Origin of the sequence: Lutibacter flavus, from assembly GCF_900188355.1 — a bacterium.
GTDB classification, from domain to species: Bacteria; Bacteroidota; Bacteroidia; order Flavobacteriales; family Flavobacteriaceae; genus Lutibacter; species Lutibacter flavus.
This window is the reverse complement of the sequence record NZ_FZNX01000001.1, coordinates 1,009,896-1,031,660: the sequence shown is the minus strand read 5'-3', so window position 1 is coordinate 1,031,660 and position 21,765 is coordinate 1,009,896. Positions and strand designations below refer to the sequence as shown.

Genomic DNA, 21,765 nt, shown 5'->3' with positions numbered 1-21,765 from the left:
AATGAAAAAGAAAGTGTTGTTTATTGATCGTGACGGTACAATGATAAAAGAACCGGCAGACGAGCAAGTTGATGCCTTTGAAAAAATAATATTTTACCCGAAAGCATTTACTTATTTAGGTAAAATTGCAAATGAACTGGATTTTGAATTGGTAATGGTTACCAATCAGGATGGTTTAGGAACCGCAAGTTTGCCAGAAGAAGATTTTTGGCCAGTTCAAAATTTTGTGGTTCAATGTTTTGAAAATGAGGGAGTAAAGTTTGATAAAATTTTTATTGATAAAACCTTTGCTAAAGATAATGCTCCAACGAGAAAACCAAATACAGGTTTATTAACTGAATATTTTTCTAAGGAATATGATTTGGAAAATTCTTTTGTTATTGGAGATCGATTAACGGACATTCAACTTGCTAAAAATTTAGGTGCTAAAGGGATTTTTATAAATGATAATACAAATCTTGGAACTGGAGAAATTACTGTAAAAAGAGATGAGTTGGATGCTTTTATCGCTTTAGAAAGTAACGATTGGCGAAAAATTTACGAGTTTTTAAAACTTGAGAATCGTACTGCTGAATTAACTCGTAATACTAACGAGACTAAAATTTACATCAAATTAAATTTAGACGGAACAGGGAAGAGTGAAATTTCAACGGGAATTGCATTTTTTGACCATATGTTAGATCAAATTGCACGCCATGGAAATATGGATTTAACCATAAAAGTGAAAGGCGATTTAGAAGTAGATGAGCATCACACCATTGAAGATACTATGATTGCTTTAGGTGAAGTTTTCGCCAAAGCTTTAGGAAATAAATTAGGAATAGAACGTTACGGATTTTGTTTGCCAATGGACGATTGTTTAGCGCAGGTTGCAATTGATTTTGGTGGAAGAAATTGGTTGGTTTGGGATGCAGATTTTAAACGTGAAATGATTGGTGAAATGCCAACAGAAATGTTTTTCCATTTATTTAAATCGTTTACCGATGGAGCACGTTGTAATTTAAATATTAAGGCTGAAGGAACTAATGAACATCATAAAATAGAAGGAATTTTTAAGGCATTTGCTAAAGCTATAAAAGCAGCTGTAAAAAGAGATTCAGAAAAAATGATTTTACCAAGTACAAAAGGAATGTTATAAGCCCCCTAACCCCCAAAGGGGGAATTAAGTAATATGGAAGAAATTAAATTTAATAAAAGTAAAGAAGTTTCCCCCTTTGGGGGCTTAAAAGGGGGAGTAGTAATTATTAATTACGGAGCCGGAAACATTCAATCTATAAAGTTTGCAATTCAACGTTTAGGTTATGAAGCTGTTTTATCGCACGATGAGGAGGTAATAAGAAATGCAGACAAAGTAATATTTCCAGGAGTTGGTGAGGCAAGTAGTGCTATGGCAATGTTAAAATCAACCGGTTTAGATAAAGTTATTCCAACGTTAAAACAACCCGTTTTAGGAATTTGTTTGGGAATGCAATTAATGTGTAAGTATTGTGAAGAAGGAGATACCGATGGATTAAATATTTTTGATGTGGATGTAGTTAAGTTCGATGCTCGTGAAAAGGTTCCTCAAATTGGTTGGAATCAAATTGAAAATTTAAAATCAGATTTATTTAAAGGAATAAAAGAGAAAGAATATATGTATTTAGTGCATAGTTATTATGTTCCAATAAATGAAGAGACAATAGCAACCACTAATTATGGGATTAAATATGCATCTGCTTTACAAGAGAAAAACTTTTACGGGGTTCAATTTCACCCTGAGAAAAGTAGTAAGGCTGGAGAACAGATATTGAAGAATTTTTTAGAGTTATAATTTAAAATAATACGTCATTATGAGAAGCGATAGCGACGTGGTAATCCATTTTTAAGGAGCATATTACTTCATTTCATTCGCTATGACGTGTAAACAAAAACAGTAAAAAATGAGAATCATACCAGCAATAGATATTATAAATGGTAAATGTGTGCGTCTTTCAAAAGGAGATTATGCTACTCAAAAAATATACAATGAAAATCCGTTGGAAGTGGCTAAAATGTTTCAAGATCACGGTGTAAAATATTTACATTTAGTGGATTTAGACGGAGCAAAAGCAAGTCATATTGTAAATCATAAGGTATTAGAAAAAATTGCATCTGGTACTGATTTGTCAATTGATTTTGGTGGAGGTTTAAAATCGGATGAAGATTTGAAAATAGCCTTTGAAAGTGGGGCAAATCAAATAACTGGAGGAAGTATTGCAGTTAAAAATTCTGAAATGTTTAAAAGTTGGTTACAAAAATTTGGAGCAGATAAAATTATTTTAGGGGCAGATGCATTGGATGAAAAAGTTGCAGTTGGCGGATGGTTAGAAGAAAGTGATAAAGAATTGGTTCCTTTTATTCAAAGCTATTTGAAAGAAGGTGTTCGTTATGTAATTTGCACTGATATTTCAAAAGATGGAATGTTACAAGGTCCTTCATTTGAGTTGTATCAAAAAATATTGGATTCAACACCGAAAATTAAATTAATTGCCTCTGGTGGAATTTCAACTTTTGATGAATTGCCAAGATTAGCAGAAATGGGTTGCGAAGGAACCATTGTAGGTAAGGCAATTTACGAACATAAAATTAGTATGAAACAGATTGAGAATTTTATTTTAAATAATTAATAAGTAGCAATTCGCTTTAAGCTGTTAGCAGTTTGCTAATTGCCAAAAGCAAAATGCTAAAAGCTATAAAAATGTTAACAAAAAGAATAATACCTTGTTTAGATATTAAAAACGGAAGAACTGTAAAAGGCGTAAATTTTGTAGATTTACGTGATGCGGGGGATCCGGTGGAATTGGCTGAGATTTATGCAAATGAAGGAGCTGATGAATTGGTGTTTTTAGATATTACAGCAACTGAACAACGTAGAAAAACATTGGCCGAATTGGTAATGCATGTTGCTGAAAAGGTAAATATTCCATTTACAGTAGGTGGTGGAATTTCTTCGGTTGAAGATGTTGAAATATTGTTGAATTCGGGAGCAGATAAAGTATCAATTAATTCTTCAGCGGTAAAAAATCCGCAATTAATTAATGATTTGGCAGCACGATTTGGTAGTCAATGTGTGGTTGTTGCTATTGATGCTAAACAAATTGATGGAGAATGGATAGTTCATTTAGTAGGAGGTAAAGTTCCTACGGAAATTAGATTATTTGATTGGGCAAAAGAAGTTGAACAGCGAGGAGCAGGAGAAATTTTATTTACATCAATGAATCACGATGGAACAAAAAATGGATTTGCAAATGTAGCGTTGGCTTATTTAAGTGATTTGGTAAATATTCCAATTATTGCATCAGGAGGAGCAGGAAATATGCAACATTTTGTGGACACTTTTATTGATGGAAAAGCAGATGCAGCATTAGCAGCAAGTGTATTTCACTTTAAAGAAATAGAAATAATAGATTTAAAAAAAGAATTAAAAAATAATAATATAGCGGTTCGATTGTAGGGGCATTCTAGCGAAGACTGGAATGACAAGAGTAAATTCATTGATATCGTAATAAAAATTTTAGTGTCAGTCTGAGTCTGTCGAAGACCTCCAAAATATAATATTAAGCATTAATAAAAACAATAATGAAAATAGATTTCAATAAAAACAGCGATGGTTTAGTTCCTGCAATTATTCAAGATTTTATAACACGACAGGTATTAATGTTGGGTTATATGAATAAAGAAGCTTACGAAAAAACTGTAGCATCAGGAAAAGTAACTTTTTTTAGTAGATCAAAACAAAGATTATGGACAAAAGGAGAAGAAAGTGGGAATTTCTTGAATTTGGTTTCAATTAAAAATGATTGTGATAATGACACTTTGTTAATTAAAGTGAAACCAGAAGGTCCAACCTGTCATAAAGGAACCGATACATGTTGGGATGAAACTAACAAACAATATTTTGGGTTTCTATCTGAATTAGAAAATGTTATAAAAAGCAGGAGAGTAAATGCAGATTCAAAAAATAGTTATGTTGCTTCTTTATTTGAAAAAGGAATTAATAAAATAGCTCAAAAAGTTGGTGAAGAAGCAGTGGAAATTGTAATTGAAGCTAAAGATGATAATGACGATTTATTTTTAAATGAAGGTGCAGATTTATTATTTCATTATTTAATTTTACTACAAGCTAAAGGGTTTACTCTAAAAGATATTGTAAAAATTTTAGAAGGAAGACATTAAAAAAATATTAATATTTAAGAATGTCATTATAGCTTTTTTGGCTGTAATGGCATTTTTTTTGTACTTTGAAAATCTAAAATTAAAATCATAAATGACCTCAATATCAAAATCTACATTAGACTTTTTAACAGATTTAAAAGAAAATAATAATCGGGATTGGTTTAATGAGCATAAACCTGAGTTTCAAATTGAACAAAAAAAGGCCAAAGATTTTTACAATGCTTTAATGGAACAGTTGAAAACTCATGATGAGATTGATAAATTTAAATTATTTCGAATTTATCGCGATGTACGATTTTCACATGATAAAACTCCGTATAAACCCCATTTTGCAGGTTCATTTTCAAGAGCAACTAAAAGATTAAGAGGAGGCTATTATTTAAGAATTAGACCGGGAGAAAGTTTTTTAGCAGGTGGTTTTTGGGAACCAAATAAGGAAGATTTGTTGCGGATTCGTAAAGAATTTGAGATGGATGCTTCAGAAATTCGAGAGATTATTAGCAACAAAATCTTTGTTAAGTGTTTTGGAGAGTTAAAAGGAAATGCATTAAAAACAGCTCCACGAGGATTCAATAAAGAACACCCTGATATGGATTTAATTAGAATGAAACAATTTATTGTGGTTCGTGATTTTACAGATAAAGAAGTTTTAGATCCAAATTTCTTTTCTGAATTAGATAAATCTTACAAAGCTATGAGACCTTACTTTGATTATATGAGTGAGATTCTCACCACTGATTTAAATGGAGAATCAATTATAGACTAAAAAAAAGCGACTCAATTGAGTCGCTTTTTTTTTTAAACTGTTTTATTTTATTCACTAGTTTTTTCTAACAAAGCCATATAAAAACCATCATAACCTGTTTTAAAAGGCGACACTTTATGATCTTTTAAAATAGTGAAATTAGGATTATTCTTTATAAACTTTTTAACCTGATTTTCATTTTCAGAAGGTAAAATAGAGCAAGTGGCATAAACTAATTTACCGCCAACTTTAACTAATTTAGAATAATTTTCTAATATTTCTTCTTGTGTTTTAATGATGTTTTCAACAAACTCAGGTTGTAATTTCCACTTACTATCCGGGTTTCTTTTTAAAACACCAATACCGCTACAAGGAGCATCAATTAGAACTCTATCTGCTGTTCCCTTCATCTTTTTCATCACTTTAGATGATTCAATTACTTTGGTAGTTACATTGTGCACACCAGCTCTTCGAGTTCTTATCTTCAGTTTTTTTAATTTACTTTCATAAATGTCAGTTGCAATAATCTGACCTTTATTTTCCATTAAAGCAGCTAAATGCAACGTTTTACCACCAGCTCCTGCACAAGTATCAATAACTCGCATTCCTGGTTTTACATCTAAGTAAGCAGCCACTAATTGAGAAGAAGCATCTTGTACTTCAAACAAACCATCAGAAAAACAGTTGGTTTTAAAAACGTTTGCACGTTCTACTAATTTTAAAGCGTCTGGATAACCGATAATAGTTGTGGTTTCAATGCCTTCTTCAGCTAATTTTTTCTGAAGTGAAAGTTTATTAGTTCTTAATGTATTGGTTCTTAAAATAACTTCAGCTTGCTTATTTAAAGCTTCAATTTCTTTAGTCCAATGTTTTTCACCTAATTCTTTAACGGCTAATTCATCCATCCAATCTGGAATAGATTCTTTAAAAACGCGTATTTTTTGAAGTTCATCAAATTTACCTTTGATTCTTCTTTCCGGAACTCCTTGTAATTGATTCCAATCAGGTAATTTATAACCTTTTAATATAGCGAAAACAGCAAAGTTCTTCCAAACATTTTCGGAAGTATAGTGATTCTTAGTTCCAGCAATTTCATTATACAAACGCTTCCAACGAACCATTTCATAAATTGTTTCTGCAATAAATTTACGATCACGAGCTCCCCAACGAGCATCCCGTTTTAGTGCTTTTTGAACTACTTTATCGGCGTATTCTTCTTCATTAAAAATCAACTTTATAGAGTCAATAACTGTAAAACATAGGTTTCTGTGTAATCTCATATCAAAAAAATTAAGAGTGCAAAGGTACATAAATTGTAGCATACAAATTGTAATTGTTTATTGCTAGTTGAATCATTATCTTCGTGCTCTTAATTGAGCCAATGCCAGTATATAATTTAAATACTTCTATATCATATTTAAAAGGTGTAGGACCGAGTAGGGCAGATTTACTAAAATCGGAGCTTGGGATTCGTACTTTTAATGATTTAATCAATTTTTTTCCTAATAGATATATTGATAGAACTCAGTTTTTTAAAATAAATCAGTTACAACAAAATTCTTCTGAAATTCAAATTGTTGGAAAAATCACGAATATAAAAACTGTTCAACAAAAAAAAGGAAGTCGCTTGGTTGCCACTTTTAAAGATGAAACGGGCAGTATAGAATTGGTTTGGTTTAGGGGTGCAAAATGGATTAAAGATGCACTTAAAATAAATACACCCTATGTTATTTTTGGTAAAACCAATTATTTTAATGGATTATTTTCAATGCCACATCCTGAAATGGAGCTACTTGCAGATTATAAAAAGAACTTAAGAACTGCAATGCAACCGATTTATCCTTCAACAGAGAAACTTACCAATAAAGGAATAACAAATAGAATTGTTTCAAAAATGATTCAAAATTTATTTGAAGAAATAAATGGAGAATTTAAAGAAACATTATCCAAATCTATAATTGAAGATTTAAATTTAATTTCTAAAACAGCCGCAATTTTAAATATTCATTTTCCTCAAAATCAGGAATTATTAACAAAAGCCCAACATAGATTAAAATTCGAGGAGTTATTTTATATTCAGTTACAATTAATAAGAAAAAAGCTAGTAAGAAAATCAAAAATAAAAGGCTTCAATTTTGAAAATGTGGGTGATTATTTTAATAATTTTTACAAAAATAATTTACCGTTTGATTTAACAAATGCCCAAAAAAATGTTTTAAAGGAGATTAGAAAAGATATCGGTTCCAATGCGCAAATGAATAGATTATTGCAAGGTGATGTTGGATCTGGAAAAACAATAGTTGCTTTATTAACAATGCTTATTGCATTAGATAATGGGTTTCAAGCTTCATTAATGGCTCCAACTGAAATATTAGCAACTCAACATTATAATTCAATTGTGGAATTATTAAATGGTTTAAATGTTACCGTAAAATTATTAACGGGTTCAGTAAAAACGAAAGAACGAAAAATAATTCATGAACAACTAGAGTCGGGTGAATTAAACATTTTAATTGGTACACATGCTTTAATTGAAGATAAAGTTAAATTTAAAAATTTAGGAATAGCAATTATAGATGAACAACATAGATTTGGAGTTGCGCAGCGTTCAAAAATGTGGAGTAAAAATGAATTACCACCCCATATTTTAGTAATGACAGCAACTCCCATACCAAGAACCTTAGCTATGAGTGTTTATGGAGATTTAGATATATCTGTAATAGATGAATTGCCTCCAGGAAGAAAAGAAGTAAAAACGGCGCATAGATATGATGCCAACAGATTGTCTGTTTTTAAATTTTTAAAAGAGGAAATAGCTAAAGGAAGACAAGTTTATGTGGTATATCCATTAATCAACGAATCTGAAGCAATGGATTATAAAGATTTAATGGATGGTTATGAAAGCATTTCCAGAGAGTTTCCTTTGCCAAATTATCAGATAAGTATTGTTCATGGGAAAATGAAACCTGCTGATAAAGAATATGAAATGCAGCGTTTTATTAAAGGCGAAACACAAATAATGGTTGCAACTACTGTAATTGAAGTTGGTGTAAATATTCCCAATGCAAGTGTTATGGTTATTGAAAGTGCCGAACGTTTTGGACTGTCTCAATTACATCAGTTAAGAGGAAGAGTTGGACGTGGTGCTGAGCAAAGTTATTGTATTTTAATGACGAGTTTTAAATTGTCAGCTGATGCAAAAGTCCGTTTAAATACAATGGTTGAAACTAGTGATGGATTTAAAATAGCTGAAGTAGATTTAAAATTGCGAGGTCCTGGAAATTTAATGGGAACACAGCAAAGTGGTGTGTTAAATTTGAAAATTGCTGACATTGTAAAAGATGCTCATTTATTAAAAATAGCTAGAAGTGTTGCAATTGATGTATTAACCAAAGATCCGGTATTAAATAATCCAGAAAATAGATTTATTAGACTTGCGTATCAAGAAATTAGTAGAAATAGTACAATTTGGTCTAATATTAGTTAAATATTCATTTTTTTTGTTAGGTTAGTAGGGGAATGTATTTTAGTTAACTATCAGATATGCAGTAGTTAAAATCAATTTTTTTATTTTATTAGCTTAAAAGTTTTTCATAAATGATATCCTAAAAGCATTCCTTAATTTTTAACTTCAATTTTTTAACTTTTCACTTGTATTGATTACCTTTGCCATTCGAAAAAAATAAACTTAGGAGATGAAAATATCATACAATTGGTTAAAGCAATTTTTAAAGGTTGATTGGGAAGCTGAAAAAACGGGAGAATTGTTAACCGATTTAGGACTGGAAGTTGAAGGAATTGAAACTGTAGAATCTATAAAAGGAAGTTTAAAAGGAATAGTTATAGGTAAGGTTTTAACGTGTATTCAGCACCCAAATGCAGATAGATTAAAAGTTACAACTGTTGATTTAGGAAATGGTGAACCAGTTCAAATTGTTTGTGGTGCACCAAATGTTGCAGCAGGTCAAACTGTTCCAGTAGCAACAATAGGTACAATGTTGTACGATGATAAAGGTGAAGGCTTCAAAATTAAAAAAGGAAAAATTAGAGGAGAAGAAAGCCACGGAATGATTTGTGCTGAGGATGAACTTGGTTTAGGAAATAGTCATGATGGTATAATGGTGTTGGATGAAACAATTCCGGCAGGAACTCCAGCAGCAAAAGTATTCAATATTGAGAAAGATGAAGTTTTTGAAATAGGATTAACTCCAAACAGGGCAGATGCTATGAGTCATTATGGTACTGCTCGTGATTTACGTGCAGGATTGATTCAAAATGAAGTGTCTTTAGAATTAATTTCTCCTTCGGTAACTGAATTTCATATTGATGATAGAACTTTACGATTTGATGTTGAAGTTGAAAATATTGAGAAAGCTCCAAGATATGCAGGAGTTACAATTTCAGAAATTACAGTAAAGGAATCACCGGAATGGATAAAAAATAGATTAAAAGCAATTGGTTTAAAACCTGTAAATAATATAGTTGACGTTACCAATTATGTGTTACATGAATTAGGTCAGCCATTACATGCTTTTGATGCTTCAAAAGTAAAAGGAAATAAAGTTATTGTTAAAACATTACCAACGGGGACAAAATTTATAACCTTAGATGAAGTTGAAAGAGAATTACACGAAGAGGATTTAATGATATGTAATGGAAACAGTGAGCCAATGTGTATTGCTGGTGTTTTTGGTGGTTTAAATTCGGGTGTAACTGAAAACACTACTTCAATTTTCTTAGAGAGTGCTTATTTTAATCCAATTACAATTAGAAAAACAGCCAAAAGACATGCTTTAAATACCGATGCTTCTTTTAGGTTTGAAAGAGGAATTGATCCAAATATTACAGAATATGCATTAAAACGTGCTGTACTATTAATATTAGAAGTTGCCGGAGGTAAAGTTTCTTCAGAGCTTATTGATAATTATCCAACTAAGATTAATGATTTTCAAGTATTTCTTTCTTATGAAAAAATGGATCGCTTAATTGGTGCAAAAATTCCTAGAGAAGATGTTAAAAATATTTTAGCCTCCTTAGATATTAAATTGAATAGTGTTACTGAGGGAGGTTTGGGATTAACAATACCTACGTATAGAGTAGATGTTACAAGAGAGGCAGATGTTATTGAAGAAATATTGAGAGTATATGGATACAACAATGTTGAGTTTTCACACAAATTAAATACTTCAATTTCATTTTCAGAATTTGATGGTATTAAAATAGAAAACGTTGTTGCGAATCAATTAATGTCACAAGGATTTAATGAAACAATGGCAAATTATTTAACAAAAGCATCCTATGTTTCTTTATCAGAAATGTTAAATGAAGAGCATAATGTTGCTATGCTAAACCCTTTAAGTAATGATTTGGGAGTGATGCGTCAATCATTGTTATTCAGCGGGTTAGAATCTGTTATTTACAATATAAATAGAAAGAATAATTCTTTAAAATTCTTTGAGTTTGGTAAAACGTACCACAAATTTGGAAGTGAATATTCAGAGCAAAAACATTTAACCTTATTTGTTTCTGGAAATAGAAATATAGATAGTTGGAATGTAACTCAAAAATCTTCTGACTTCTTTTATTTAAAAGGAATTGTTACAACTATATTACAACGTTTAGGAATTAAAAATTTAAAAACAACACCAACAAAAAATGATGTTTTTTCTGAAGGAATTACATTGAGTTTAGGTAAAATTAAATTGGTTGATTTAGGTGTTATTAAACGTTCTATAAATAAAGAATTTGGTATTAAGCAAGAAGTTTTATTTGCCGATTTTAATTGGGAAAATGTATTAAAAGTTGGAGGTAAATCTCAGGTTAAAATTACTAGTTTACCTAAATTCCCAGCGGTAAAACGTGATTTTGCATTGCTTTTAAATAATGAAGTTACTTTTAATGAAATCTACAATTTGGCATTTCAAGCGGAGAAAAGCTTATTAAAAGAAGTCGATTTGTTTGATGTTTATGAAGGGAGTAAGTTAGAGAAAGGAAAAAAATCGTATGCTGTTAGTTTCTTATTGCAGGATGAGAATAAAACGTTAAATGATAAACAAATAGATAAAATAATGCAAAAATTGCAACAAACATTTGAAAAAAATGTTGGAGCAATTTTGAGATAATCAAGTTTTTTTTCATCTAAAAATTAAATTGTCACATTGAGCCTGTCGAAGTATTTTCAAATTAGAACAACTCAAAAAGTCTTCGACAGGCTCAGACTGACGGTACAGTTCTAATCAAAATTAAGTGAATGTCACACTGAGCTTGTCGAAGTGTTTTTTTGGTTGAAACAAATTAAAATATGATACTAAAATAAAACTTCATCCCTTTTGAAAACTCAGTAAAGACGGACAATTATTTTAAATATAATAAATTAAATTCTTGAATATATTTTTTATAATTTTGCACAAACATTATTAAATGTATAAAAGTATCATTCGCCCTTTATTTTTTCTTTTCGATCCTGAAAAAATTCACCATTTTACATTTTCATTAATTAAAATTCTTTCTAAAATTCCTGGTATTCCATTTATTTTTAGAAGTTTATTTAAAATTGAGGATAAAAAACTAGAAAGAAAACTTTTTGGATTAACCTTTAATAATCCGGTTGGGTTGGCTGCTGGATTTGATAAAAATGCGGTTTTATACAATGAATTGACAAATTTCGGATTTGGTTTTATTGAAATAGGAACCGTAACACCGAAAGCGCAAGAAGGAAACCCTAAAAAGAGAGTTTTTCGTTTAAAAGCTGATAATGGATTAATTAACCGAATGGGCTTTAATAACAATGGATTAGAGGCTTTAATAGAAAAATTGAAGGAGAATAAGGGAAAGGTATTAATAGGAGGGAATATTGGTAAAAATACCGTTACAATGCCCGAAAATTATACAAAAGATTATTTAGAGTGTTTTGCAGCTTTGCATCCATATGTAGATTATTTTGTGTTGAATGTAAGTTGTCCAAACGTTGGAAGTCACGCAAAATTGACCGATAAGGATTATTTAATTGAATTAATTACAGCAGTTCAAAATTCAAATAAAACATTTAACAAACAAAAACCAATTTTATTAAAAATTGCGCCGGATTTAAATGAAATTCAGTTAGATGAAATCATTGAAATTGTTGCAGAAACAAAAATAGATGGAATTATTGCTTCAAATACTTCTGTTAATAGAGAAGGGTTGAAAGCTTCAAAAGAACAATTAGAAGCTATAGGAAATGGAGGTTTAAGCGGAAAACCAATTGAAGAAAGAAGTACAAAAGTGATTAAGTATTTAGCAGATAAATCCAATAAAGCTTTTCCAATTATTGGAGTTGGCGGGATTCATTCTGCAGAAGATGCTCTTGAAAAAATTAATGCTGGAGCAGATTTAGTTCAGATATATACAGGTTTTATTTATGAAGGACCAGCTTTGGTTAAAAAGATTAACAAGGCAATTTTGAAGCAATTAGTTTAATTAATTTGTAATTCCATTACAAAATCATCCATTATAAAGCCGTTACCAATATCCATTTCAACTTCGTTTTTAATTTTAAAATTTAACTTTTGATACCATTTTATAGAATTGCTATTGTTTTTATTAACTGTTAGCCAAATTGTTTCCATCCCTTTTTCTTTGGCTAATTTTATGGTAAAATCTATCAATTGTTTGCCATAACCGGCACCTCTTTCATTTTGATTTATGTAAATTTTACTAATCATCATTTTTTTTGATTCACTATTTGAAATTAAACCAAGGTAGCCAATAGGTTTATTGTTTTCAGAAATTAAAAAATATTCATAGCCATTTTCTAATTGGTTACTGATAGCATTAAAACTTTGAAATTTAGCTAACATATAATCAACCTGATTTTGACCTATAATCGGAACATAGTGGTCGTTCCAAATTTTATGGGCTAATTGAGCAGTTATTTCTATATCATTAGTATTAGTTACTTTATGAATCATATTTTAGGCTAAAAAATTATAGTGTAAAGTTAATTTATTTCAATAAAATGATGCTATTTTATTCTTAATTGTATTTGTATATTTGGCTTTATGAATAAGGTAAAACTTATAGAATGTCCAAGGGATGCAATGCAAGGCATAAAATCACATTTTATAGCTACAGACGCAAAAGCACAATATATTAATGCATTACTAAGAGTAGGGTTTGATACTATCGATTTTGGAAGTTTTGTATCTCCCAAGGCGATTCCTCAAATGCGTGATACTGCGGATGTGCTTTCTAAACTTGACCTGAGCAGAACTGAAAGTAAATTATTGGCAATTGTTGCAAACGTGCGTGGGGCTGAAGATGCTTCTAAATTTGAAGAAATTGATTATTTGGGCTATCCTTTTTCAATTTCAGAAAACTTTCAAATGCGGAATACAGGTAAAACTATTTCAGAATCTATTATAATTTTGGATAAAATTTTAGCAATTGCTTCTAAAACAAATAAAGAAGTTGTTGCGTATTTATCCATGGGATTTGGAAATCCTTATGGTGATCCATGGAATGTTGAAATTGTTTCTGAATGGACCGATAAACTTTCAAAAATGGGGGTCAAAATTTTGTCATTATCCGATACTATTGGAAGTTCAAATCCTGAAATTATAACGTATCTTTTTTCAAATTTAATTCCAAAGTATTCAAATATGGAGTTTGGAGCTCATTTGCACACCACACCAACAACTTGGTTTGAAAAAGTTGATGCAGCTTATAAATCAGGTTGTAACCGATTTGATGGAGCCATTAAAGGTTATGGTGGATGCCCAATGGCAACCGATGAACTTACCGGAAATATGCCAACCGAAAAGTTGATTTCTTACTTCAATCAACAAAAAGCTGATACAAATATTAATGCTATGAGCTTTGAAAGTGCCTATAATGAAGCACTGAAAATATTTTAAATTTTTAAAAATTAACAAGTTAATTAGTTTCGATTTTATGAAAATATGACATATGTCATACTATTTATAATTATTCTAAATAAGACTTTGTTATGTAATTGTTGTTACATACATTTGCATTGTTATTTAAAACAAGTCTAAATAAAAATAAGTTAAAAAATGAGAAATTTAAAATTACTATTTGTAGCAATATTAGTAAGTAATATTGGATATTCACAGGGAAATACTGGTGATACCTATCAAAATTCAGCAAGCAGAATATTAAGTACTAACTTAGGAAAAGCAATTACAATTGGTGGATATGGCCAAATTGATTATAACGAACCAGATGGTTCAAAAGCTGGAAATATAGATGTTCACAGATTAGTGATATTATTTGGTTATAATTTTAATGAAAAAGTAAGTTTTTTAACTGAAATTGAATACGAACATGTAAAAGAAGTATATGTTGAACAGGCATTTGTAAAATATAAAGCAAACGAAAATTTAAATGTTTTAGCAGGATTAATGTTGGTACCAATGGGAATTATTAATGAATTTCACGAACCAACAACTTATTATGGGGTGGAACGTCCAAATGTAGATAAATATATAGTTCCTACTACCTGGAGAGAATTAGGAGTTGGTATTTCAGGTAATATTGACAATGCATCTTTAAAATACCAAGCTTATTTGTTTAATGGATTTAAATCTTTTGCTGGAGGAGAAGGAGTTTTAAGAGGTTCTGATGGATTAAGAAAAGGACGTCAAAAAGGTGCGGAATCCGTAGTTAATTCACCTAATTTTTCTACAAAATTAGATTATTATGGAATATTAGGGCTTCGTTTGGGTGTTTCTGGTTATTTTGGTAAAACTCAAACAGATGATAGTTCTATTGAAGATAGTACGGTTGGTGTTTCTATGATAGGATTAGATGCGCGTTACAAATACAATAATTTAGAGTTGAGAGGTCAATATATTACTACAAGTTTATCTGATACAGATAAGTATAATGCTTTAACAGGTAAAGATTTAGGGTCTAAAATGAATGGTTTTTATGGAGAGATAGCTTATAATTTCGATTTAAAAGGCGTAGAAAAATTAACACCTTTTTTACGATATGAAAAACATAATACACATGCGGATACTGAAGGATCTTTAATTGCAAATGAAGCCTATGATAGAGATGAATTAATTTTCGGATTGAATTATAAAGTTGCGCAAGGTGCTGCATTTAAAGTTGATTATCAATTAATGAATAATGCTGTTTCAGGAAGTAATACTTCTAAGCAATTTAATGCAGGTATTGGAATTTGGTTTTAAAAAATTAGTATTGAAAAGAGGCTCAAATTATTTAATAGCCATAAATTTTTATAGAGCCTCTTTAAATATTAAAAATTTTAGTTGTTTGTCAAACTGAGCCTGTCGAAGTTTAGAATAATTAGATATTAGCTAAAATATTTCGACAAGCTCAATATGACAGAGCAATCATTTTACAAACAATCTAGTTAAATATTAAAAATTTCAGTAATATTACATTTCAATAAAATGAAAAAAATAGCATTCATATCAATAATAGTTTTTTTAGTATCAAGTTTTACAGTTTCTAAACGTGTAGATGCTTTGATACAGAAAGAAATAAAAAATGTTTTTGATGTTGAAGCTTATAAACAGGAAATAATTGAAATTCCTTTAGACATTACTGAAACCTTACCATCACAAATTACTGATACAAATTTTTTTAAAATTAATAATGAAAATGATATATTAGGTTATTACTATATTGGTAAAGCCTATGGTAAAGCAGCTTATTTTGATTTTATTGTTATTTTTGACAAAGATTTAGTGATATCAAAAACAAAAATATTAGTTTATAGAGAAGATCACGGAGGAGAGGTTGGAAGTAAGCGTTGGTTAAAACAATTTATTGGTAAAACCAAAGAGCAACATTTAATATATCAAAAGGATATTGCAGCAATATCCGGAGCAACAATTTCTGCTAAATCAATGACAAGTGAGGTTAATAAATTGCTAAAAACAGTTTCAATTTTATACAATAAACAATTAATTTAATGGAATTTCACGGTTTAATTCATCAATTTCCCAAAGAAATAAAAATAGTAATACTTGCTTTTATAATTGTGCTAAGTATAGGGTTTTATGGTGGTTTAAGTTTTGTAAGAAATACAACTTCAATGAGTTCAGCAGGAGTAGAATCTCATTATTTAGGAAATGAGGAAGACGAAGATGCTGAAATAATGAAATTCAAAAAGAGTGAATCTGAAATTTTAACAATTGTACACAACCACATTCTTTCTTTAAGTGTAATTTTCTTTTTATTAGCATTAATACTGTCAACAACATCTATCAATAAAAAGTTTAAATATTTTTTAATGATTGAACCGTTTTTTTCAGTTGTGCTAACCTTTGGAGGTATTTATTTACTATGGAGCGGTGTTACATGGTTTAAATATATAGTAATTCTATCGGGTGTTCTAATGACGTTTAGTTTTATAGCCGCCACACTTTCAATTATATATCAACTACTATTTTATAAAAAAGTTAAGAATTAAATAATTTTAACTTATTAAATTAAAAAGTGTAAATTTGCTCGCAATTAATTACTAAGTTGATTGCACTATGATTTCACACACTTCAAAGTTTGTAGGAGAAGGTTTAACCTACGATGACGTATTACTAATTCCTGCATATTCAGAAATATTACCACGCGATGTTAATATTCAAACTAAATTTTCAAAAAATATTACTTTAAATGTTCCAATTGTATCAGCTGCAATGGATACTGTTACTGAATCTGAAATGGCAATTGCTATGGCGCGAGAAGGTGGTATTGGTGTGTTGCATAAAAACATGTCCATTGAAAAACAGGCCAATGAAGTTAAGAAAGTAAAGCGTTCAGAATCTGGAATGATTATAGAACCAATTACCATTACCAAAGAAGGAACTGTTTTAGATGCAAAAAGTTTAATGCGTGAATATGGTATTGGAGGGATTCCTGTTATTAATAATGAAGGAACCCTTATTGGAATTGTTACCAATAGAGATTTACGTTTTGAAGGTGATAATGCACGTAAAATTGAAGAAATTATGACCACTAAAGATTTAGTAACTGTTGCAGTTGGTACTTCTTTAAAACAAGCCGAAGAGATTTTACAAAATAATAAAATTGAAAAACTGCCCGTTGTTGATGATAATTATAAATTGGTTGGTTTAATTACATATAGAGATATTATTAAAGTAAGTGAAAACCCTTATGCAAATAAGGATACTTTTGGTCGATTAAGAGTTGCTGCGGCAATTGGTGTTACAGGTGATGCATTGGATAGAGCAGAAGCACTTATTTCAGCTGGTGTTGATGCATTAATTATTGATACAGCGCACGGACATACGAAAGGAGTAGTTTCAGTTTTAAAAGAAGTAAAAAGTAAATTTCCCGATACAGATGTTATTGTTGGAAATATAGCAACTGGAGAAGCAGCAAAATATTTAGTTGAGGCTGGTGCCGATGCGGTAAAAGTTGGAATTGGGCCAGGATCTATTTGTACTACTCGTGTAGTTGCAGGAGTAGGTTTTCCTCAATTATCGGCAATTTTAGATGTTGCAGAAGCTTTAAAAGGTAGTGGTATTCCTGTGATTGCAGATGGTGGGATTAGATATACAGGAGATATTCCAAAAGCGATAGCTGCTGGAGCAGATACCGTAATGTTAGGTTCTCTTTTAGCAGGTACTAAAGAATCTCCTGGTGAAACTATTATTTTTGAAGGAAGAAAATTTAAATCTTATAGAGGAATGGGATCTGTGGAAGCAATGAAGCATGGTTCAAAAGATAGATATTTTCAAGATGTTGAAGATGATTTTAAAAAATTAGTTCCTGAAGGAATTGTTGGAAGAGTTCCATATAAAGGTGAATTATATGAAACGATGCATCAGTTTATTGGTGGTTTACGTGCTGGAATGGGATATTGTGGATCTAAAGACATAACAGGTCAAAAGGAAGCTAAGTTTGTTAAAATAACTTCTGCTGGTATGCGTGAGAGTCATCCACATAATGTTACAATTACAAAAGAAGCACCAAATTATTCGAGGTAATCTTGTTTATAAAATATTTAAAGCCGAAAAGTAATTTTCGGCTTTTTTTGTGTTAATAAACTTTTACTAAAAGTTTTAGCTTTTCGACAAAAACTTAAGACAGGCTCAGCTAAATGTGACATTGGTTTTACCTTAATTAGAGTTCATAAGTCGGTTTGAGCACTACGACCTTTCAACAAAGCTCAGAGCAGGCTCAACAGTCAGTCTGAGCTTGTCGAAGACTTTTTTAGTTAACTATGTAAGTTTAACATTAATAAAACACTTCGACCCTTCGGCAAAGCTCAGGACAGGCTCAGCTCAGTGTGACATTTGTTTTATATTAATTATAGTTCAATAGTCAGTCTGAGCCTGTCGAAGACTTTTTGATTGGCTCTATTTTAAAAATACTTTGACAAGCTCAGTGCGACATTAAGTAACAAAGTCAGTCTGAGCCTGTCGAAGACTTTTTTATTATTTATAATTTTTTGGTACTTTATTAATCGATATTAGTCTTCAGAAGACTTTTTATTTTGCGTATAATTTTTTGATAAATTCACTAAATTATTCCAATTCTCATTTATTAAAGCTTCCTTCTTTTTTCTACTCCATCCTTTTAACTGTTTTTCTTTTTTAATTGCTTCATCTGAAGTTGTAAACTGTTCAAACCATACTAACTCATTAGGTCTTCTTGAGAAAGTATATGTGTATATGTTTTTATTGGAATTATGTTCTAGTAAACGACGTTCAAGATTATTAGTAACTCCAATGTAAAAGGAAGCATCAGAACATTTTAAAATATAAACATAGAATAATCTCATAGTATTTTTTTAATTAACACTTCGACAGGCTCAGTGTGACAATTTCGTTTTAATGAGTAAACATGAGTAGTGTCAGGCTGAGTTTGTCGAAGACTTCTGGAAAACGATTTAATTCTAACTTCATAAAACACTTCGACCCTTAGGCAAAGCTCGGGACAGGCTCAGCTCAATGTGACATTAGTTTTACTATTTAAAGCACAATAATTAGTTTGACCCTGTCAAAGACTTTTAGGTTATACTATATTATCAACTTCAATAAAACACTTCGACCCTTCGGCAAAGCTCAGGACAGGCTCAGCTGAGTGTGACATCCGTTTTATATTATTTAAAGATATACAGTCAGTCTGAGCCTGTCGAAGACTTTTTGATTAATTCTATTTTATTGAAACTCAATAGTAAGTAATAGTCAGTTGATGGCTTTATTATTTGAACTATTATGAAAACACTTCGACAAGCTCAGTGTGACAATCGTTTTATAAAAATTATTGCTCAATAATCAGTCTAGCCACTTAGAAAAACTCAGTGTGACTTTACATTTTCCCATCAATAAAATCCATCATGGCTTTCTCTGCAGCAATCGTTTTATTGTAAATATCTTTAGCTCGTTTTAAAATTTCATCAGCAAAAGTTCTGTCTTTTATATCTTTAGCATTGATGCGGACATTAAAATAAGCCCCAATAACAGCAGTTCTTGCACATAAAATACCAACACCAGCATCAGATAAGGAGCTTTGAAGCCCTTCTTTTAACATCGCTTGCATCACTTCCATAGAATTGTATGCAGTTTCCATTACTTCAAAAGGAATTTCTGTAGCATATTTAGTAGCATTTTCAATAGCTTCTTTTCGAGCCTCAATTTCTTCATTGTTAGATTTTGGCATTCTAAATCCTTCAATTATTTTATTAAACGAATTGGTATCTTCATCTACTAAAAACAATAATTTATTTTTATAAGATTGGCCTTTTACTGCCCAGTCTGAATAAAATTCCCATTTATCGTCCCATCCAGCTTTGTGCGATGAAAGGTTTGCAACCATTGTACCTAATGAAACTCCCAATGCTCCAACATAGGCAGCAATAGACCCCCCGCCAGGAGCCATAGATTCTCCGGCTGTTTCTTCTGCGAAACCTGTAACTGTAAAATCTACTAATTTCTTGGTATCATCTTTTAATAAATATTCAATTATTTTTTCTTCTGGATTAAATGGTTTTAGGTCATCTAATCCTAAAGATTTTACCGCAATTTTAATTTTTTCTTCTTCTGAAATTCCTAAAGAACGTTGTTGCTTTCTTAAAAAATAATCTCCTGCATCTAACATTGCTTGTAACGGAATTAGTCCAATTAACTCGGAACCTGTAACTCGTAATCCTCTTTTAGTAGCTGCTTTTACAGTTTCATCAAAAGCAACATGCATAGATGTAATGTTAATATTTGTTAGGTTGTAGGAAATTTGAGCAATTCCATATTCTTCAATATACCAACCTATTCCTTTCACAGCTTTTAATTTACCTGGAATACGAACAGGTTCACCATTTTTATCCAATACTTTTTTACCGGACACACCATTTTCATATTTCACTCTGCCAGCTTCACGAATATCAAATGCAATGGCATTGGCTCTTCTTGTTGAAGTGGTATTTAAATTTACATTATAGGCAATTAAAAAATCACGTGCTGAAATTGCTGTGGCACCTGATTTTGAAACACTTTCATTGAATTCAGCAGGACCAAAATCTGGTTTCCATTCAGGATTTACCAATTTTTGTTTTAAACCTTCATATTCTCCAGAACGGCAACTTGCTAAATTTTTTCTTTTGTCTTCTTTTGCAGCTATTTCGTAAAAATAACCAGGAATACCTAATTCTTTTCCAACACGTTCTCCTAATTTATGAGCATATACAGCAGCTTCTTCTAATGTAATATTTGAAATTGGTACCAACGGACAAACATCTGTTGCTCCAAAACGAGGATGTTCCCCAGTATGTTTACTCATATCAATTAATTCCGAAGCCTTTTTAATAAGTCTAAATGCAGCTTCAATTACATTGTCAGGCTCACCAACAAAAGTAATAACTGTTCTATTGGTTGCTTTTCCAGGATCGATATCTAATAATTTTACACCTTCAACGGTTTCAACTACTGAAGCGATTGCTTTTATTTTTGATGAATCACGTCCTTCACTAATATTTGGAACGCATTCTATTAATTGTTTGTTCATTGCTATTATTAATTTGGTATTCAAATTTAGGTAGTTATTTTGAATTTGATTGTTACTATATCAAAATAAATACTGCATATATTAACTATTGTGTGATTAAGTTTTACTTTTACTTGAAGTGTTGATGAGTTGTTTATACGCTTTGCTAATTAAAAAGTCGAAATATCCTTAAGAACGTCACTTCGAGTGATTTTTGAAAAAAATTGTATCGAGAAGTGTTGATGAGTTCTCGATACGTTTCACTACTTGAACTGACGAATTAGCTTTATTACCGTCACTTCGAGTGATTTTTGAAGGGAATTATATCGAGAAGTGTTGATAAGTTCTCGATACGCTACGCTACTCGAACTGACGAATTAGTGTTAATAACGTCCCTTCGAGTGATTTTTGAAAAAAATTATATCGAGAAGTGTTTTGAAACTAATTTATGATGAAAAAAAGCTATGTATATATTCTTAAATGTTCAGATAATACTTATTATACTGGAGTTACTAGTAATTTGAATAATAGAGTAAACAAACATCAATCAGGTTTTTATAAAAACAGTTATACACATCAAAGAAGACCAGTGGAATTAGTTTTTTATGCTGAGTTTACAGATATTACTATTGCAATTGAAAAAGAAAAACAACTAAAAAAGTGGTCTAAAGCAAAAAAAGAAGCTTTAATTAATAATGAATATGATAGTTTAATTAATTTAGCAAAAAAGAAGTTCAAAAAGTAAAGGGTTCTCGATACGCTGCGCTACTCGAACTGACGAAATACCGTTTATAAAGTCACTTCGAGTGATTTTTGAAGAAAATAATATCGAGAAGTGTTGATGAGTT

At 30.6% G+C, this 21,765-nt stretch carries 19 protein-coding genes; 15 read left to right on the top strand and 4 right to left on the bottom strand.

Going from position 1 to position 21,765, the window contains the following annotated elements; all coding sequences use genetic code 11:
• Position 1: 1 nt before the first annotated feature.
• From hisB to CHB63_RS04520, 6 genes are all read left to right on the top strand, one after another.
• Positions 2-1,138 (top strand): bifunctional histidinol-phosphatase/imidazoleglycerol-phosphate dehydratase HisB, encoded by a 1,137-nt coding sequence (gene hisB, locus CHB63_RS04545; RefSeq protein ID WP_089377216.1) that lies wholly within the window; start codon positions 2-4, stop codon positions 1,136-1,138.
• A gap of 33 nt (positions 1,139-1,171) precedes the next feature.
• A complete protein-coding gene (gene hisH, locus CHB63_RS04540; protein ID WP_089377215.1) occupies positions 1,172-1,810 on the top strand; it encodes an imidazole glycerol phosphate synthase subunit HisH in 639 nt (212 codons plus the stop codon).
• 109 nt (positions 1,811-1,919) lie between these two features.
• Positions 1,920-2,645, top strand: a complete 726-nt coding sequence (gene hisA, locus CHB63_RS04535) for a 1-(5-phosphoribosyl)-5-[(5-phosphoribosylamino)methylideneamino]imidazole-4-carboxamide isomerase (RefSeq protein ID WP_089377214.1) — start codon at positions 1,920-1,922, stop codon at positions 2,643-2,645.
• A 71-nt stretch (positions 2,646-2,716) separates the two neighbouring features.
• Positions 2,717-3,472 (top strand): imidazole glycerol phosphate synthase subunit HisF, encoded by a 756-nt coding sequence (hisF, locus tag CHB63_RS04530; RefSeq protein ID WP_089377588.1) that lies wholly within the window; start codon positions 2,717-2,719, stop codon positions 3,470-3,472.
• 125 nt (positions 3,473-3,597) lie between these two features.
• Positions 3,598-4,194, top strand: a complete 597-nt coding sequence (gene hisIE, locus CHB63_RS04525; protein WP_089377213.1) for a bifunctional phosphoribosyl-AMP cyclohydrolase/phosphoribosyl-ATP diphosphatase HisIE — start codon at positions 3,598-3,600, stop codon at positions 4,192-4,194.
• A gap of 91 nt (positions 4,195-4,285) precedes the next feature.
• Complete coding sequence (locus tag CHB63_RS04520; RefSeq protein WP_089377212.1) at positions 4,286-4,960, top strand: DUF2461 domain-containing protein; 675 nt, start codon at positions 4,286-4,288, stop codon at positions 4,958-4,960.
• A gap of 47 nt (positions 4,961-5,007) precedes the next feature.
• Here the strand turns inward: CHB63_RS04520 and CHB63_RS04515 are convergent, their stop codons facing one another.
• Positions 5,008-6,219: an RsmB/NOP family class I SAM-dependent RNA methyltransferase gene (locus CHB63_RS04515; protein ID WP_089377211.1), complete on the bottom strand. Its 1,212-nt coding sequence runs from the start codon at positions 6,217-6,219 to the stop codon at positions 5,008-5,010.
• 101 nt (positions 6,220-6,320) lie between these two features.
• On the opposite strand from CHB63_RS04515, the gene recG reads away from it, so the two are divergent.
• The 3 genes from recG (at position 6,321) to CHB63_RS04500 (ending at position 12,397) form a co-directional block, all read left to right on the top strand.
• Positions 6,321-8,426 (top strand): ATP-dependent DNA helicase RecG, encoded by a 2,106-nt coding sequence (recG, locus tag CHB63_RS04510; RefSeq protein WP_089377210.1) that lies wholly within the window; start codon positions 6,321-6,323, stop codon positions 8,424-8,426.
• Positions 8,427-8,634: 208 nt separating this feature from the next.
• Positions 8,635-11,061: a phenylalanine--tRNA ligase subunit beta gene (gene pheT, locus CHB63_RS04505; RefSeq protein ID WP_089377209.1), complete on the top strand. Its 2,427-nt coding sequence runs from the start codon at positions 8,635-8,637 to the stop codon at positions 11,059-11,061.
• A gap of 298 nt (positions 11,062-11,359) precedes the next feature.
• The gene (locus tag CHB63_RS04500; RefSeq protein WP_089377208.1) at positions 11,360-12,397 is read left to right on the top strand and encodes a quinone-dependent dihydroorotate dehydrogenase; all 1,038 of its coding nucleotides are present in this window, start codon (positions 11,360-11,362) and stop codon (positions 12,395-12,397) included.
• On the opposite strand, the gene CHB63_RS04495 is transcribed toward CHB63_RS04500, so the two are convergent.
• Positions 12,394-12,888, bottom strand: a complete 495-nt coding sequence (locus tag CHB63_RS04495) for a GNAT family N-acetyltransferase (protein WP_089377207.1) — start codon at positions 12,886-12,888, stop codon at positions 12,394-12,396. The two genes, CHB63_RS04500 and CHB63_RS04495, sit on opposite strands and share 4 nt — an antisense overlap.
• A 90-nt stretch (positions 12,889-12,978) precedes the next feature.
• On the opposite strand from CHB63_RS04495, the gene CHB63_RS04490 reads away from it, so the two are divergent.
• From CHB63_RS04490 to guaB, 5 genes are all read left to right on the top strand, one after another.
• Positions 12,979-13,833, top strand: coding sequence for a hydroxymethylglutaryl-CoA lyase (locus CHB63_RS04490; protein ID WP_089377206.1), 855 nt, complete (start codon positions 12,979-12,981; stop codon positions 13,831-13,833).
• Between the two features lie 159 nt (positions 13,834-13,992).
• Positions 13,993-15,135 (top strand): hypothetical protein, encoded by a 1,143-nt coding sequence (locus CHB63_RS04485; protein WP_089377205.1) that lies wholly within the window; start codon positions 13,993-13,995, stop codon positions 15,133-15,135.
• Positions 15,136-15,360: 225 nt separating this feature from the next.
• On the top strand, positions 15,361-15,885 hold the full coding sequence (locus tag CHB63_RS04480; protein WP_089377204.1) for an FMN-binding protein: 525 nt from the start codon (positions 15,361-15,363) through the stop codon (positions 15,883-15,885).
• Positions 15,885-16,385, top strand: coding sequence for a hypothetical protein (locus tag CHB63_RS04475; RefSeq protein ID WP_089377203.1), 501 nt, complete (start codon positions 15,885-15,887; stop codon positions 16,383-16,385). Before CHB63_RS04480 ends, CHB63_RS04475 begins: the two co-directional genes overlap by 1 nt.
• A gap of 67 nt (positions 16,386-16,452) precedes the next feature.
• Positions 16,453-17,922 carry an IMP dehydrogenase gene (guaB, locus tag CHB63_RS04470; RefSeq protein WP_089377202.1) on the top strand — a complete coding sequence of 490 codons (1,470 nt, stop codon included), beginning with the start codon at positions 16,453-16,455 and terminating at the stop codon, positions 17,920-17,922.
• Positions 17,923-18,407: 485 nt separating this feature from the next.
• On the opposite strand, the gene CHB63_RS04465 is transcribed toward guaB, so the two are convergent.
• Positions 18,408-18,719 (bottom strand): GIY-YIG nuclease family protein, encoded by a 312-nt coding sequence (locus tag CHB63_RS04465; protein ID WP_089377201.1) that lies wholly within the window; start codon positions 18,717-18,719, stop codon positions 18,408-18,410.
• A 530-nt stretch (positions 18,720-19,249) separates the two neighbouring features.
• On the bottom strand, positions 19,250-20,938 hold the full coding sequence (gene ftcD, locus CHB63_RS04460) for a glutamate formimidoyltransferase (protein ID WP_089377200.1): 1,689 nt from the start codon (positions 20,936-20,938) through the stop codon (positions 19,250-19,252).
• Positions 20,939-21,368: 430 nt separating this feature from the next.
• On the opposite strand from ftcD, the gene CHB63_RS04455 reads away from it, so the two are divergent.
• Positions 21,369-21,662 (top strand): GIY-YIG nuclease family protein, encoded by a 294-nt coding sequence (locus tag CHB63_RS04455; RefSeq protein WP_089377199.1) that lies wholly within the window; start codon positions 21,369-21,371, stop codon positions 21,660-21,662.
• Positions 21,663-21,765: the final 103 nt, after the last annotated feature.